16 protein-coding genes are annotated in these 14,976 nt (G+C 70.6%); 13 read left to right on the plus strand and 3 right to left on the minus strand.

From position 1 onward, the window contains the following. Positions 1–103 precede the first annotated feature (103 nt). The 9 genes from QWY76_RS18055 to QWY76_RS18095 all read left to right on the plus strand — a co-directional run bounded on the left by QWY76_RS18055 (position 104) and on the right by QWY76_RS18095 (position 8,996). Complete coding sequence (locus QWY76_RS18055) at positions 104–1,468, plus strand: paraquat-inducible protein A (protein WP_290312871.1); 1,365 nt, start codon at positions 104–106, stop codon at positions 1,466–1,468. Further along, on the plus strand, positions 1,449–3,131 hold the full coding sequence (gene pqiB / locus QWY76_RS18060; protein ID WP_290312872.1) for an intermembrane transport protein PqiB: 1,683 nt from the start codon (positions 1,449–1,451) through the stop codon (positions 3,129–3,131). The genes QWY76_RS18055 and pqiB overlap by 20 nt, the downstream gene beginning before the upstream one ends. Further along, positions 3,128–3,718: a PqiC family protein gene (locus QWY76_RS18065; RefSeq protein ID WP_290312873.1), complete on the plus strand. Its 591-nt coding sequence runs from the start codon at positions 3,128–3,130 to the stop codon at positions 3,716–3,718. Before pqiB ends, QWY76_RS18065 begins: the two co-directional genes overlap by 4 nt. A gap of 144 nt (positions 3,719–3,862) precedes the next feature. Beyond that, entirely contained in the window at positions 3,863–5,191 is a 1,329-nt protein-coding gene (locus QWY76_RS18070; protein WP_290312874.1) for a DEAD/DEAH box helicase, read from the plus strand. An 88-nt stretch (positions 5,192–5,279) separates the two neighbouring features. Then, a complete protein-coding gene (locus tag QWY76_RS18075) occupies positions 5,280–5,783 on the plus strand; it encodes a hypothetical protein (RefSeq protein ID WP_290312875.1) in 504 nt (167 codons plus the stop codon). Between the two features lie 4 nt (positions 5,784–5,787). Next, positions 5,788–6,333, plus strand: a complete 546-nt coding sequence (locus tag QWY76_RS18080) for a hypothetical protein (protein WP_290312876.1) — start codon at positions 5,788–5,790, stop codon at positions 6,331–6,333. Next, positions 6,314–7,537 carry an MFS transporter gene (locus tag QWY76_RS18085; RefSeq protein ID WP_435389001.1) on the plus strand — a complete coding sequence of 408 codons (1,224 nt, stop codon included), beginning with the start codon at positions 6,314–6,316 and terminating at the stop codon, positions 7,535–7,537. Before QWY76_RS18080 ends, QWY76_RS18085 begins: the two co-directional genes overlap by 20 nt. Before the next feature lie 85 nt (positions 7,538–7,622). Continuing rightward, positions 7,623–8,687 carry an asparaginase gene (locus QWY76_RS18090; protein ID WP_290312877.1) on the plus strand — a complete coding sequence of 355 codons (1,065 nt, stop codon included), beginning with the start codon at positions 7,623–7,625 and terminating at the stop codon, positions 8,685–8,687. Between the two features lie 72 nt (positions 8,688–8,759). After that, on the plus strand, positions 8,760–8,996 hold the full coding sequence (locus QWY76_RS18095; protein WP_290312878.1) for a DUF2789 domain-containing protein: 237 nt from the start codon (positions 8,760–8,762) through the stop codon (positions 8,994–8,996). 185 nt (positions 8,997–9,181) lie between these two features. Here the strand turns inward: QWY76_RS18095 and QWY76_RS18100 are convergent, their stop codons facing one another. Then, positions 9,182–9,592 carry an SRPBCC family protein gene (locus QWY76_RS18100; protein ID WP_290312879.1) on the minus strand — a complete coding sequence of 137 codons (411 nt, stop codon included), beginning with the start codon at positions 9,590–9,592 and terminating at the stop codon, positions 9,182–9,184. Between the two features lie 105 nt (positions 9,593–9,697). Next, entirely contained in the window at positions 9,698–11,113 is a 1,416-nt protein-coding gene (trhP, locus tag QWY76_RS18105; RefSeq protein ID WP_290312880.1) for a prephenate-dependent tRNA uridine(34) hydroxylase TrhP, read from the minus strand. A 205-nt stretch (positions 11,114–11,318) separates the two neighbouring features. On the opposite strand from trhP, the gene queC reads away from it, so the two are divergent. From queC to QWY76_RS18125, 4 genes are read left to right on the plus strand one after another with little or no spacing between them, the layout of a single operon-like run. Further along, positions 11,319–12,017, plus strand: coding sequence for a 7-cyano-7-deazaguanine synthase QueC (queC, locus tag QWY76_RS18110; protein ID WP_290312881.1), 699 nt, complete (start codon positions 11,319–11,321; stop codon positions 12,015–12,017). Then, the gene (gene queE / locus QWY76_RS18115; RefSeq protein WP_290312882.1) at positions 12,010–12,654 is read left to right on the plus strand and encodes a 7-carboxy-7-deazaguanine synthase; all 645 of its coding nucleotides are present in this window, start codon (positions 12,010–12,012) and stop codon (positions 12,652–12,654) included. The genes queC and queE overlap by 8 nt, the downstream gene beginning before the upstream one ends. Then, the gene (locus tag QWY76_RS18120) at positions 12,654–13,499 is read left to right on the plus strand and encodes a 6-carboxytetrahydropterin synthase (protein WP_290312883.1); all 846 of its coding nucleotides are present in this window, start codon (positions 12,654–12,656) and stop codon (positions 13,497–13,499) included. Before queE ends, QWY76_RS18120 begins: the two co-directional genes overlap by 1 nt. Further along, positions 13,496–13,765, plus strand: coding sequence for a YkgJ family cysteine cluster protein (locus QWY76_RS18125; protein WP_290312884.1), 270 nt, complete (start codon positions 13,496–13,498; stop codon positions 13,763–13,765). Before QWY76_RS18120 ends, QWY76_RS18125 begins: the two co-directional genes overlap by 4 nt. 674 nt (positions 13,766–14,439) lie before the next feature. Here QWY76_RS18125 and QWY76_RS18130 read toward each other — a convergent pair. Next, positions 14,440–14,976: zinc-binding dehydrogenase (locus QWY76_RS18130; protein WP_290312886.1), on the minus strand; the 537-nt coding region annotated here is incomplete at its 5' end.

Below are 14,976 nucleotides of genomic sequence, written 5' to 3' on the forward strand. Positions count from 1 at the left end.
CAAGGGGGAACATTCAGGCCCGCATGTTTGACTATGGTGCCTCCGGCGTCAACGTGACACACTCCGTAACAGTCCCGTTGATCGTCAGGAGGACCCCACGCCAGTGCCAAGGCCGGCCTTCCGCCATATCGCCCTGCCCCGGCAGGCGCCCCTCGTGGATCGCGCCCCGCCGGAAGTCCGAGTCTCCCGGCGGCGCCTGCGCGCGTGCCACGAGTGCGACTGGCTGATGGCCCTCCCGCCCCTGCATGCCGGCGAGCAGGCCGTCTGCCCGCGCTGCCGCCATCCGCAGGTCCGGCGCCACCGCTACCCCGCCCAGCGCAGCCTGGCGCTGTCCCTCGCCGCCCTGACGGCCCTGGCCCTGGCCCTGGCCTTTCCCTTTCTCGGCTTCAGCGTCGGCGGCGTCGGCAACCGCATCGAGCTGACCCAGACCGCCGCCCAGCTGATCGGCCACGACGCGCCCCTGGTGGCGATCGCGGTGCTGCTGACCATCGTGGTGCTGCCCGCCCTCTATCTGCTCGGCGTCGTCTGGCTCCAGGCGGGCCTGCTGCGCGGTTCCCCCCTGCCGGCGAGCCGCGGCATCGCCCGCACCCTGGCCCATCTGGAGCCCTGGATGATGGCCGACGTCTTCCTGATCGGCACCCTGGTCAGCCTGATCAAGATCGCCGGCCTCGCCCAGGTGGAACTGGGCCCCTCCTTCTGGGCCTTCGGGGCCTTCGCCCTGATGCTGCTGGCCACGTCCCAGTCGGTGGATCGCGACTGGCTATGGTTCGCCCTGGCCGGGGAACCGAGCGCCCCGGAAGGCAGCCGCACCGGCGAGACCGCCGCCGCCCAGGGCCTCACCGGCTGCCCCACCTGCGGCCTGGTCAATCGTCTCGAGGCCGACGGCCGCGGCCGCTGCCGGCGCTGCCACGAACCCCTGCATGCGCGCCATCCGCGCAGCATCCAGCGCACCTGGGCGCTGCTCGCCGCGGCGGCCATCTGCTACATTCCCGCCAACGTCTACCCGATCATGTTTACCACCAGCCTGGGACGCAGCAGCCCGTCCACCATCATCGGCGGCATCGTCGAGCTGATCGAGTTGGGCTCCTGGCCGGTGGCGCTGGTGATCCTGGTGGCCAGCGTGATCGTGCCGGTGGGCAAGCTGCTGGCCCTGTCCTGGCTGTGCCTGGTGGCGCCCCGGGCCCACGACCACTTCGCGCTGTCGCGCACCCGGCTGTATCGGCTGACCGAGTTCATCGGCCGCTGGTCGATGGTCGACATCTTCGTGGTCGCCATCCTGGTGGCTCTGATCCGCGCCGGCAACCTGATGTCGGTCACGCCTGGCCCCGCGGCGCTGGCCTTCGGCGCCGTGGTGGTGATCACCATGCTCGCCGCCATGAGCTTCGACCCCAGGCTGATCTGGGACATCCATACGCCCCCGCGACCCGCCGCGGACAAGGACGCAGCCCATGAACGACTCGCCCCGTGACGACTCGGCCGACGATGTGCATCGTGCCCGGGCCACGCCCCAGGCACGGCTCTCGCCGATCTGGATCGTGCCCATCGTGGCGCTGCTGATCGGCGCCTGGCTGGTCTACGACAACTACCTCGGTCGCGGTCCGCTGATCACCCTGACCATGGAGAGCGCCGACGGCATCGAGGCCGGCAGCACCCTGATCAAGACCCGCAACGTGGAGATCGGCCAGGTGGAGGCGGTGTCGCTGTCGGATGACCTCTCCCGGGTGGTCCTCAAGGCGCGGATGAAGCCCGAGGCCACCCCCCTGCTCGTCGAGGACAGCACCTTCTGGGTGGTCAAGCCGCGCATCGGCCGGGAAGGCATCAGCGGCCTGAACACCGTGCTGTCCGGCGCCTACCTGCAGCTCGAGCCGGGGCGCAGCGAGGAAGACGAGCGCACCTTCCGGGTCAGCGAGCAGCCGCCGGTGGCGCCTCCCGGGGCCGAGGGCCTGAGGGTCAACCTGGTCAGCGAGCTGGGCAACTCCCTGAGTGTCGGGGACCCGGTGACCTACCAGGGCTTCGCCGTGGGCCGCGTCGAGGAAGCCGACTTCGAGGTGGCGTCCCGGCGCATGCACCACCGCATCTTCATCGAGAGCCCCTACCACCGCCTGGTCACCGAGAACACGCGGTTCTGGACCGCCAGTGGCGTCGACCTGCGCCTCGACTCCGAAGGCGTGCGCGTGCAGCTGGAGTCCCTGGAGGCATTGCTCGGCGGCGGGGTGAGCTTCGGCGTGCCCGATGACCTCCCCCGCGGCCTGCCCGCCGACCCCGACACCACCTTTACCCTCTATGCCGACGAGGACAGCGCCCGGCAGGGCACCTTCGATCGCTACCTCGAGTACGTGCTGCTGATCGAGGATACGATCCGCGGGCTGAGCCGTGGCGCCCCGGTGGAATTCCGCGGCGTGCGGGTCGGCACGGTGGCCAGCGTGCCCTGGAACTTCACCGCGCCCCAGCCCAACGGGCGGGACCGGCTGGCCATTCCGGTACTGATCCGCATCGAGCCCCAGCGGCTGGGCATCGACAGCCAGGCGCTGGACCTCGAGGACTGGCGGGCCCGCTTCGACCGGCTCTTCCAGCGCGGCCTGCGGGCGTCGCTGAAGAACGGCAGCCTGCTGACCGGGGCACTGTTCGTCGACCTGACCCTCGATCGCCAGCGGGCCGGCGAGTACCAGCCCGAGACCTTCGCCGGGCGCACCGTCTTCCCCACCACCTCCGCTGGCCTGGCCCAGATCACGGCTCAGGTCACGGCCCTGCTCGACAAGCTCAACGAGCTCGAGGTGGCGCCGATCCTCGGCGGCCTGTCGCGCAACCTCGCCACCTCGGAGGCGATGCTCCAGGAAGTCCGCGAACTCACCGCCACGGTACGCAGCGTGCTCGACGACCCGGGCACCCGGGCCCTGCCCGGCAACCTCAACGCCACCCTGCAGGAACTGCGCGGCACCCTCGAGGGCCTCTCGCCCGAGGCCCCGGCCTACCGCGATCTGACCGATACCCTCGACCAGGTCGAGCGACTGATGCGCGACCTGCAGCCGATGGCCCGCCAGCTAGGCGACGATCCCCGCGCCCTGCTGTTCGACAGCCTGCAGACCGAGGATCCGATGCCTCGCGCCCCGACCCGGAGGAGCCCGCCATGACCCGCGTTCAAGGCCTCGCCGTGCTGTTGTCCCTGCTGTGGCTGGGCGGCTGCGCCGTCCGCGGCGAGCCAGCGACTCGCTATACGCTGCCCGACGATGCCGCGCGCCCCTCCGATCAGGCCTCGGGGGCGGCGGCCCGCCACCAACTGGTGCTGCGCCCGCTGCGCCTGGCACGCTATCTGGACGTCGAGGGGATCGTCTTCCAGCTCGATGACATCACCCTGCAGGAGGCCAGCGGCCACCAGTGGGTCGAGCCCCTGGGCCGACAGCTCGAGCGCGGCCTGCGCGAGCGGCTCGCCCATCGGCTGCCGGAGACCCGGGTGATGCTCGAGGCCGACGCCGGGACCGAGACGTCGCAGCGACTGCGCGTCGAGGTGGAACGCTTCCAGGGCCGCCACGACGGCCTGGCCGTCACCGAGGGCCGCTGGCAACTGCGCGACGCCGACGGCCGCCTGCTGGTCCTCGAGCCCTTCCGGGTGACCACGCCGCTGGTGGCCGACGGCTACCCGGCCCTGGTGCGCGCCCTGGGACACAGCTGGGACGGCGTCGCCGCGGAGATCGCCGCCGGGATTCGCCGGCTGCGCTGACGGCGACGCTGTGACATAATGCGCCCTCCCGCGGCTACCTCGGTCCCTTCTGCCGCGTTGACCCTTATTCCCACGCCCCGGCCCGGGACTGGCCAGTCGCGACTCCAAGACTGGCGCGGATCGGGGCGTCGTTGCGGAGACCGCATGACCTTTTCCGACCTCGGCCTAAGCGCCGACCTGCTTCGCGCCATCGATGCCCAGGGCTACACGACCCCGACCCCGATCCAGCGCCAGGCGATTCCCGCCGTCCTGCAGGGCGGCGACCTGCTGGCCAGCGCCCAGACCGGCACCGGCAAGACCGCCGGCTTCACCCTGCCCATGCTGCAGCGCCTGTCCGGCGGCAAGCGGCCGGCCAAGCGCGGCGTGCGCGCCCTGGTCCTGACCCCGACCCGCGAACTGGCCGCCCAGGTGGGCGAGAGCGTGCGCGACTACGGCCGCCACCTGCCGCTGACCTCCCACGTGATCTTCGGTGGCGTCGGCCAGCAGCCCCAGGTGGATGCCATCCGGCCCGGCCTCGACATCCTGGTGGCGACCCCGGGGCGCCTGCTCGACCTGCACCAGCAGGGCCACGTCGACCTCTCCGGCATCGAGATCCTGGTCCTGGACGAGGCCGACCGCATGCTCGACATGGGCTTCATCCACGACATCAAGAAGGTCCTCAAGCTGGTGCCCCCGCAGCGCCAGAACCTGCTGTTCTCGGCGACCTTCTCCAACGAGATCCAGGCGCTGGCCAACAAGCTGCTCGACGCCCCGACGCTGATCGAGGTGGCCCGCCGCAACACCACCGCCGAGACCGTGGACCAGGCCGTCTACCGGGTCGACCGCGAGAAGAAGCGCGACCTGCTGGCCCACCTGATCAGTGCCCACCGCTGGTACCAGGTGCTGGTCTTCACCCGCACCAAGCATGGCGCCAACCGGCTCGCCGAGCACCTCGGCAAGCAGGACATCCCCGCCATGGCCATCCATGGCAACAAGAGCCAGTCGGCCCGCACCCGGGCGCTGTCCGCCTTCAAGGCCGGCGAGCTGCAGGTGCTGGTGGCCACCGACATCGCCGCCCGCGGCCTGGATATCGACGAGCTGCCCCACGTGGTCAACTTCGAGCTGCCCAACGTCGCCGAGGACTATGTCCACCGCATCGGCCGCACCGGCCGGGCCGGCAACGACGGCCAGGCCGTCTCCCTGGTCTGCGTCGACGAGCACGGCCTGCTCAACAATATCGAGCGGCTGATCAAGCGCGACCTGGAGAAGCACATCGAGCCGGGCTTCGAGCCGGATCCCAACGCCAAGCCGGAACCGATCGAGAACGGTCGCGGCAACCGCGGCGGTGGCCGCGGTCGCAATGGCGGTGGCGGCAATGGCAGCGGCGGCCGCGGCGGCAAGCCCCAGCAGGCCCAGGGCGGCCGCGGCAGCGACGACGGCCAGCGTCCCTCGCGTCGCCGGCGCCGCGGCGGCCAGGGGCGCCAGCAGGCCTGAGGCCCGGACCGGCGGGCCATCGCGGCAGAGGCAACGGTGGCCCGACCGCCGGGCGAGACGTTCCCACCCTCCCGAGCAAGGAAAGCCCATGGATTCCAACGACCCGATCCACGACTATCAGCGCTGGCTCACCTTCCAGCGGCAGGCCCAACTGGACCGCGAGCATCGCGCCGCCTGGCAGAAGCTCGAGTCCTCGGGGGTCTCGGCGACCCGCACCACCGAGGCCTATCGCAGCATGGCCGAGAAGGCCGCCGGCCAGGGAGCCTGCTATCGCACGCTCTTCCTGCGTCAGCACGCGAACGGCCAGTCGCTGGCCTGCGAGGGCTGGCTGTTCGTGCGCCGCGTACTGGCCGAGGGGGGGGCCACCCGGGTGCGCGCCACCCTGCTGCCGAGCTTCACGCTGCAGGATGGCCACCTCGAGCCGGCCGCGGCCGACGCCGAGAAGTTGACCCTGGAGATCTTCGACCAGTTGTCGGTGGGGCGCGGCATGGCCAGCGTCGCGCGGGTCGACCGCATCGATGCCTCCGGCGACAGCCACTTCATCGCGCTGCTGGACAGCGTGCGGGGCGACCTGCGCCGCCACCTGGGATAGGCCCATGTGGAAGAAACTCTTTGGCCGGACGCCCGTGCGCGTCTGGATCATCAAGCAGATCGACCCTGACCTCATCCACCTCTGCGGCGAGGGTCGCCTCGACACCGGGCGCAAGGCCGAGGCGGTGCTGGCCGAGCTCAGCGAGGGACGCTACCAGGGGCCGGTGCAGATGGGCGACAGCGGCCTGATCCTCAACGCCCGGGTATTCGCCGCCCTGGTGCCCCACGACGGCCTGCACCTCGGCGCCGATGGCCTGGCCCACTGGCGGGGGCGCCACTGGCGGGTCGCCCGGGTCCCGCAGCGTTGCTGGGCCTACGAGGGCCGCCTGGTCCCCCAGATGACCACCCAGGGGCGCCTGCACCTGACCAGCACCGAAGACCTCTCCGGCATCAGGCGCCGGGCCGACCGCGAGCGTGCCGCCTCCGGCACGGCGAACTTCCGTGCCGCCAACGCGCTCGAGGACGAGGCCGCCTTCAACGAACGACAGCGGCGGCGCGCCCGGCCGGCCCCGCACCGGGAATGGCGGGAAGATGACCAGGGTGGCCGCTGAACGCGCTCCGTCGCGGCGGCGTCCGCTGGTGTTCATCGCACTGATGCTCCTGGTGGGGCTCAACCTGCGCCCGGCGCTGTCGTCCCTCGCGCCCCTGCTGCCGCGCATCGAGACCCAGGCCGGCCTGCCGGTGCTGGCCATCGGTGCCCTGACCACCCTGCCGGTGCTGTGCCTGGGGCTCTTCGCCCCCCTGGCCCCCTGGCTGTCCCGGCGCCTGGGGGCGGAACGCACCCTGTCGCTGGCGCTGCTCGCCCTGACCCTGGGCCTGGCCCTGCGTGGCCTGGCGAGCCCCGCCTGGCTGTTCGGCGGTACCCTGCTGGCGGGCGCGGCGATCGGCGTCGCCGGCACGCTGCTGCCGGCGCTGGTCAAGCGCGAGCTGGCCGAGAGCGCCGACCTCATGACCGGGGTCTATACCATGGCGCTGTGCCTGGGCGGCGCCCTCGGCGCCGCCCTCAGCATCCCGCTGGCCGAGGGCCTCGACGGCTGGGCGGCGAGCCTGATGGCCTGGTCCGGCCTGTCCGCCCTGGCCCTGGTGGGCTGGGCGGCGCTGATGCCGACGCCCAGGACGCTGCCGCCACCCCCCGCCCCCACCGGCAATACCCGGGCCCTGCTGCACCAGCCCCTGGCCTGGCAGGTGATGCTGTTCATGGGCTTCCAGTCGTCGCTGGCCTATATCGTCTTCGGCTGGCTACCGAGGCTGCTGGTCGAACGCGGCTACGACGAGGCCACGGCCGGCTGGATGATGGGCGTCTCGGTGATGGTTCAGCTGTTCGCCGCCCTGGCCGCCCCCGGGCTCGCCCGCCTGGGACGGGATCAGCGGCCGGCGCTGCTGCTGGTGCTGTCGCTGGTGGGCAGCGGCCTGTGGCTGCTGCTGCTGGGCCCGGCGGCCTGGCGCTGGACGGGGGTGGTGCTGCTCGGCCTCGGCCAGGGGGGCGGCTTCAGCCTGGCGCTGACCCTGATCGTGCTGCGCACCGCCGACTCGCGCCTCGCCGGCAAGCTCTCCGGCCTAGTCCAGGGCGGCGGCTATACCCTGGCCGCCCTGGGCCCGCTGGCGGTGGGGGTGATGCTCGACCGGGCGCTGAGCCTGGCTCAGATCACCGCCGCCCTGCTGGGCATCGTCGTGGCCGCCGCCGGCTTCGCCCTGCTGGCGGGGCGCAACCGCCGGCTCGAGACCGACCCGCAGGGACGCCTGGTGACCCGCTAGCCGATCCAGCGACGATGTCACCGGCGCGCTTGCCCACTGACGCCACGCCCGTATCATGACGCCAATGCCCCGGCCAGGAGACCCCATGACGAGCAGCGCCCCCGCCTCCCCCGTGCTGGTGATCTATACCGGCGGCACCCTCGGCATGGTCGACGGCCCCGATGGCCTGGTGCCCGGCCCCGACTTCGAGGCGCGGCTGCGGCGTGCCCTGGCGACCCTGCCGCCGGCTCGCCGAGCCGCCCTCCCGGACTTCGAGCTGATCGCCCTCCCGACGCCCATCGACTCCAGTGCCGCGTCGCCCCGGGACTGGCAATGGCTGGCCGGGCTGATCGCCGGGCGCTACCAGCGGCATGCCGGGATCGTGGTGCTGCATGGCACCGACACCCTGGCCTGGACCGCCGCCAGCCTGGCCTACCAGCTCCAGGGCATCGACCGAGGCGTGGTCCTGACCGGCGCCATGCAGCCCCTCGAGGCCACGGGCAGCGATGCCCTGGCCAACATCGAGGCCTCGCTACGCTTCGCCGCCGATCCGCGCCTCCAGGAAGTCGCGCTGTGCTTCGCCGGTCGCCTGCTGCGCGGGGTGCGCAGCCGCAAATGGCAGACCCGCCGGGCCGACGCCTTCGCCAGCCCCAACCATCCGCTCCTCGGCGAGTGCGTGGGCGAGGATTGCGTGCTCTACCCGACCCGCGGCCTGGAGCGCCAGCAACGCGGAGCCCCGCGCTTCGAGCTGCCGGACTACGCCGCCCTCGGCGAGGGCGGCGTGCCCCGCATCGTGCTGTGGCCGGGTATCGCCGCCTGGCAGCTGGAGGCCTGGCTGCTCGACGACCGCGTGCGCGGCGCCCTGCTGGAGGTCTGGGGCGGCGGCAACCTGCCGGACCAGCCGGCGATCACCGGGGTGCTGGCCCAGGCCGCCGGCGAAGGCAAGCTGATCGCCGCCATCAGCCAGTGCCCCCATGGCGGGGTGACGATCGGCGACTACGCCGCCGGGCGCCCGCTGGTCGAGGCGGGGGTGCTGTCGGGGGACGACATGACGCCCGAGGCGGCGGCCACCAAGCTGGTCCACCTGCTCGCCCAGCCCCTGGACGAGGCCGAACGCCGCCGACGCTTCCTGACGCCCCTGGTGGGAGAACGCGAGACGCCGAAGCGTTGAACGTCACCGACCTCGGTCGGCATCGCGAGCGGCTAGAGTGAATGGCACACAAGGCAGCAGCCGGAGTGGCTCATGGAACACCCCGATCATCCCTTCAGCGAACTCTTCGAGCAGCTCGGACTGGCCTCGGACCCGGCATCCATCCAGCGCTTCATCGAGCGCCATGCGCCGATCCCGGAATCGGTGGCGCTGCCGGATGCCCCCTGCTGGAACGAGGGCCAGGCGGCGTTCCTCCGCGAGGCCATCGCCGAGGACGCCGACTGGGCCGAGGTGGTCGACCATCTCAACGCCTCGCTGCGCAAGCCCTGACCTCGACGGCCCGGCGGGAACGGCGGCGGAAAGGCCACCGGGGCGGCCGCTGGCCGAGGTCGGCGAGCTCGCGAACGCGCCTTGCTCCCGGCCCGCAAGATGCGTGCCACCAGCGGCCGGCAGCGATCTCGCGCCGGGCCCGACGGACGCGACGGGGCCGCCTGGGCTCGCCCTGAGCGTGACGCCTAGAGCCGGGCCTCGACCCGGTCGAGAATCTGTTGGCTGACCTTGTTGACCAGGGGCCGGACCGCCCGGTTGACCGCCTTCTCCACCAGGCGGTTCTTGATCTCGTATTCCAGCGTCAGCGCCACCTCGGTGCCCTCGGGCACCGGGCTGAGCCGATAGCGGCCGCGATTGTGGACGCCGCTCAATGACTCCCAGGCCAGCACCTCCGGGGCTCGGGACTCGGTGATCGCCACCTCGAAGGTCCAGTCCATGCCGACCGCGTGCACATGCCAGCGATAGTGCCCGCCACCCAGCGGCTCGATGGCCCGGATCAGGTCGGAGTAATCGACGAAGTCCTCGACCCGCTCGAGCAGGCTGAAGACCCGTTCGGGCGGCGCCGGGAGGGTGGCGCTGTGCTCGATGATGGCCATGCCGGTTCCTTCTGGTCGATGTCATCGGGGGGCCGGGCGGCCCCCGCCGGTCCCAGCTTCCCCGAAGGCGACCGGCGGTGTCCAGCCCGGCGTCCGCGCCGGGGCTCAGCCCAGGTCGCGCATCAGCAGCGCGAACTCGATGCGCTCCGGCGCGATGGGCGCGCCGGGCACCGGGATGCGCACCACATGGCCCGAGCCGGGGGCGGCACCCACCGATTCGCCGCGCCGGTTCTCGATATGCGCGAGGGTGAAGCGGCGGTTGCCGCCGGGCAGCATCAGCTCCATGCCGTCGCCGACCTCGAAGCGGTTCTTGACATCGATCTCCAGCACCCCCCGGTCGGGGTCGTAACCCAGCACCTCGCCGACGAACTGCTGATGCACGCCCACGGAGTTGCCCTGCTCGTAGTTCTGGTACTCGTCGTGGACGTGGCGGCGATAGAAGCCTTCCGTATAGCCGCGGTTGGCCAGGTTGTCGAGCTCGTCCATCAGCCGCATGTCGAAGGGCCGGCCGGCCACGGCGTCGTCGATGGCCCGGCGGTAGACCTGGGCGGTGCGCGCCACATAGTAGGCCGACTTGGTGCGGCCCTCGATCTTCAGCGAGGTGACGCCCATCTCGGTCAGCCGGGGCACGTGCTGCACCGCGCGCAGGTCCTTGGAGTTCATGATGTAGGTGCCGTGCTCGTCCTCGAAGACCGGCATCAGCTCGCCGGGCCGGGTGCGGTCCTCGATCAGCGCCGAGAGCTCGTCCTGGCCCTCCACGCCGCCGGCGGTGGCGGTGCCCGTCTCGGCGCTGCCTCCGGCGGAAGCGATCATGCCTGCGCCCTGCCCCGGGGTCCAGATGCCGCTGGCGGCATGGGCGCGGGCCGAATTGGCCGGCACCAGGTCGCCGGTCTCGTCCTGTGCCGCCGCCACGGTGTTGTACTTCCAGCGACAGGCATTGGTACAGGTCCCCTGATTGGGGTCGCGGTGGTTGAAGTAGCCCGACAGCAGGCAGCGCCCGGAATAGGCGATGCACAGGGCGCCGTGGACGAAGGTCTCGATCTCCAGGTCGGGGCACTCGGCGCGGATCTGGGCGATCTCCTCGAGCGACAGCTCCCGGGACAGGATGATCCGGCTGATGCCCTGCTGCTGCCAGAACCGCGCGGCCGCGTAGTTGACCACGTTGGACTGCACCGAGAGGTGGATGACCTGCTCGGGCCAGCGCTCGCGGATCATCATGATCAGGCCGGGGTCGGACATGATCAGCGCATCGGGGCGGGCCTCGATGACCGGTTCCATGTCGCGCAGGTAGGTCTTCAGCTTGCTGTTGTGCGGCGCGATGTTGGAGGCCACGTAGAATTGCTTGCCCCGCTCGTGGGCATAGGCGATGCCCTTGTGCAGGTTGTCGAGCTTGAAATCGTTGTTGCGCACGCGCAGCGAGTAGCGCGGCTGGCCGGCGTAGACCGCATCCGCCCCGTAGGCGAAGGCATAGCGCATGTTCTTGAAGGTGCCGGCGGGCGACAGCAGTTCGGGGGCTTGCATGGAGATCACCGTTGTCAGGACGATGGCGCGCGAGGGCGCAGGATGTGAAGGGGCACGGATTATAGCAGCCCCCACGCCGTACGCCGAACCATGGATGTGGGGGGTGGGGCTGGCACGCTTGGCGCTTGTCCCTCTGGTCAAGTAGACTATGCAGCCTCCCGGACCGGACCCCGGTTAAGCAAATTCTCCGACCCACAGGTATCCCATGTCGCAACCTTCTTCACCGGCCACCGTGGTGATCTACTCCGGTGGCATGGACTCCTACACCGTGCTGCACCGCGCCCTGCGCGAGGGCCGCGAGGTCCACGCCCTGTCCTTCGACTACGGCCAGCGCCATGCCCGCGAGCTCGACGTCGCCCGCGAGGTCTGCCACAAGCTCGGCGTGCCTCACCAGGTGGTCGACATCACCGCCATCCATGGCCTGATCGATGCCTCGGCCCTCACCGACGCCGGCCGCGAGCTACCCGACGCCGACTATGCCGAGGCCAACCTCAAGGACACCGTGGTCCCCAACCGCAACATGATCCTGCTGTCGCTGGCCATCGCCAAGGCCGTCAACATCGGCGCCGAGCGCGTCGACTACGGCGCCCATGGCGGCGACCACGTGCTCTACCCGGACTGCCGGCCCGCGTTCGTCGATGCCATGAACGCCGTGGCCGGCATCGCCAACTTCGAGCCGGTCAGCCTGCATGCGCCCTACCTGCGGGCCGGCAAGGCCGAGATCCTCGCCGACGGCCTGGCCATGGGACTCGACTACGCCGAGACCTGGACCTGCTATCGCGGCGAGGCCCTGGCCTGCGGGCGCTGCGGCAGCTGCCGCGAGCGGCTGGCGGCCTTCGCCGCCAACGGCGTCCACGATCCCCTGGCCTACCAGGCCGACAGCGACGAGGTCGGCGATGTATAGCGTCAAGGAAGCCTTCTACTCGCTGCAAGGGGAAGGCGGCCAGGCCGGGCGCGCCAGCGTCTTCTGCCGCTTCGCCGGCTGCAACCTCTGGTCGGGCCGCGAGGCCGACCGGGCCGGGGCCGCCTGCCGGTTCTGCGACACCGACATCCGCGGCACCGACGGCCAGCACGGCGGGCGCTTCGCCAGCGCCGCGGCCCTCGCCGATCACCTGGTCGCGCTCTGGCCCGAGGCCCCCGGCACGGCCACTCCCCAGGTCATCTTCACCGGCGGCGAGCCGCTGCTGCAGCTCGACGGTGCCCTGATCGAGGCCATGCACGGCCGCGGCTTCGATGTCGCCGTGGAGACCAACGGCACCCTGCCGGCCCCGCCCGGCATCGACTGGCTGTGCGTCAGTCCCAAGGGCACCGCGCCCCTCGTCCAGACCACCGGCGACGAACTCAAGCTGGTCTATCCCCAGCACGACGCCCCGCCTTCGCGCTTCGTCGACCTGGACTTCCGGCATTTCTTCCTGCAGCCCATGGACACCGCTCCCCTGGGCGGGGGAGACGCCCCGCTGGCCCAGACCGTGAGCTACTGCCTGGACCACCCCCAGTGGCGGCTGTCACTGCAGACCCACAAGATCGCGGGGATCGACTGATGACGCTTTTCGTCAACCGCCTCACCCACCTCGATGCCTCCCTGTGGTGTCCCGAGCGTGGCCTCATGGGCGCCAGCTGGCGCGTGGATGCCGAGCTCGACGGCGAGCTCGGCGAGGACGGCATGCTGTTCGACTTCGGCGAGGTCAAGCCGTGGATCAAGTCGCGGCTCGACCAGGGCGCCGACCACACCCTGCTGGTACCCACCGAGGCCCCCGGGGTCAGTGTGCACGACTGCGCCGAGGGTCTCTGCGTGCGCACCGAGAGCCCCTATCCCATGGAGGTCCGCGGCCCGCGCCAGGCCTTCACCCTGCTGCCCTGGCCGACGATCACCCCGGATCGCTTGGCCGACTGGCTGGCCACCGAGCTGATGCGCCAGCCACCGGCGCGGGTCAGCGATATCCGCTTGACCCTGACCGATGAACCGATCGAGGGCGCCGAGTACACCTACAGCCACGGACTGCGCCGCCATGCCGGCAACTGCCAGCGGATCGCCCACGGCCATCGCTCGCGACTGCACGTCTGGCAGGACGGCGAGCGCCGCCCCGACCTGGAGGCCGACTGGGCACGGCAGCTGGCGGATCGCTACCTGGTGGACGAGGCGGATATCGCCGAGGGGGGCGAGGCCTCCTTTCTCGGCCGCCTGACCAGCCGCTACACGGCCGATCAGGGGCGCTTCGCGCTGAGCCTGCCGCGGGAACGCTGCGTGGTGCTGCCCACGCCCACCACCGTGGAGCATATCGCCGCCTGGCTGGCCGGCGAGATCGCCCGGGACACCGGCCGCGCGACCCGGGTCCAGGCCTTCGAGGGCATCGACAAGGGGGCCCTCGCGGAGGTGCGCCCATGACCGCGCGCCGCAACGGCGGCGGCTGCCGTCCCGGCTGCGGCGCCTGCTGCATCGCCCCGTCGATCAGCTCGGCGATCCCCGGCATGCCGGCAGGCAAGCCCGCCGGAGTACGCTGCGCCCAGCTCGACGCCGACAATCTGTGCCGACTGTTCGGCGACCCGCGCCGGCCCGCCGTCTGCGAGCGTTTCGCCTTCGACCCCGACCTGTGCGGCGAGCATCGCCACCAGGCGCTGGCCCGCATCGCCGCCCTGGAAGTCGCGACCTGACGGCGCCCCCGACCCCACCGCCGCTTGGCGGCGGATCGCCGATGCGTCGGACCGGCTCTAAAGATCGCTCCTACAGGGCTCCGTGCCCCCGGGCGGGTCTTCGTGGGAGCGCCGCTTGCCAACGGGCACCAGCAATCCAACACGCTGCGCTCCCCCCCCCGGCGCCGGGCGACCTCGAAAACGGCTTACCCCTGATCGAGATAGCCCCCTGGAATGATGGCTCAGCCAACTAACAGCGCCTTCCCTGGCTGCGCGGGTTTTCGTGCAGCAGCAATCGCTTGCTGTACGTCACTTAACTCGACGGTGCCAGCGACGGCCAGCAAGTCTGGTGAAGCTGAAAGCAAATCCCATGGTTGCTCTTGCGCATTGAGTAATGAAACGTCGGCGCCACGGGAAACGATCGCCCTACGCCCTCAAGCCCATTAGCCTGAGGACACTCTGGCTTCATTCTGTAACGCCCCTGAATAAACAGAAAATCAGCTGGCTGAATGGGTCTGGCGGATACCCGGATGAGCACTTGGTCTGCATGTGGAGTGGGGATTGATAGATTCCGGAGCGCCAAAACAGTCTCCGCTTCTCCAGGAGGGTCAAAACTATGGCTCGCATGGATACCTCCAACGTTGGCCAACTGTCGAGACAGAATCCCTTATCGCCGATTTTCCTTGCGATTTCTCTCAACTCGACCTCAGGACGAGCTTGCCGAGATAGTGTTCATCGAGGGCGCGGTGCGCTTCGTCAGCCTGTTGCAGCGGAAAGGCACGAGCGATGTGGACCTCAAAGGGGCCGGATGCAATCAAGCGGTTGAGCTTGTCGAACTCCTCCGAGCGGGCATCGTCACCGACATACTGCTGGATCTCGATAGCAGGGCGCGCTTCAGGCTGGGGTTGAACACCTCGTGGATAGGCAACACGTCCGCCTTCGCGCAGTGCCTCGAGCGAGCGCTGGGCGGCTTCACCACCGGCGGTGAGCAGCGCTGTATCGATGCCGTCGGGAGCAAACGCACTGGCGGCGGCCAGCACATCCTCATTACGCCCATCGACTGCTGTATCCGCACCGAGTCGCCTGGCGAGTGCCACGCCATCCTCACCCGAGGCAACGGCAAACACACGGGCGCCCATACGTTTGGCCAGTTGCACCGCGAGGTGTCCTAGGTGTGTAAATCCACCAGGTTGTTCATCGAAATCCCTAGCCGGCTGACCGGAGGCCGATAA

This window comes from Halomonas maura, assembly GCF_030409305.1.
Taxonomy (GTDB): domain Bacteria; phylum Pseudomonadota; class Gammaproteobacteria; order Pseudomonadales; family Halomonadaceae; genus Halomonas; species Halomonas maura.